This is a genomic window from Cryobacterium sp. 10I5 (assembly GCF_035019865.1).
GTDB classification, from domain to species: domain Bacteria; phylum Actinomycetota; class Actinomycetes; order Actinomycetales; family Microbacteriaceae; genus Cryobacterium; species Cryobacterium breve_A.
Genome location: NZ_JASJVI010000239.1, coordinates 1 through 273 on the forward strand (window position 1 = coordinate 1; position 273 = coordinate 273).

Below are 273 nucleotides of genomic sequence, written 5' to 3' on the forward strand. Positions count from 1 at the left end.
GCGGCGGCCCGGTTAGGGGGCGAGGGTCCGCTCGAAGCCGGTCGCGTGCTCGTAGACGCCGTAGTTGCCGATCTCGGTGTAGCCGAGGCTGCGGTACATGGCGAGGGCCTCCGGCTGCTTGTAGCCCGTTTCGAGGCGCAGTCGGGAGTAGCCGAGCTCGCGGGCGAGGTCTTCGAGCGCGCCGAGCACCGCGGCGGCATAGCCCTTCCGGCGGTGGTCCGGGCTGGTCCACAGCCGTTTCACCTCGGCGGTGCCGGCATCGAACCGACGGAT

At 71.1% G+C, this 273-nt stretch carries 1 protein-coding gene; it reads right to left on the bottom strand.

The genetic code is table 11. From position 1 onward, the window contains the following. Positions 1–12 precede the first annotated feature (12 nt). A partial coding sequence (locus tag QN350_RS19845) for a GNAT family N-acetyltransferase (protein WP_323517243.1) occupies positions 13–273 on the bottom strand: 261 nt, incomplete at its 5' end.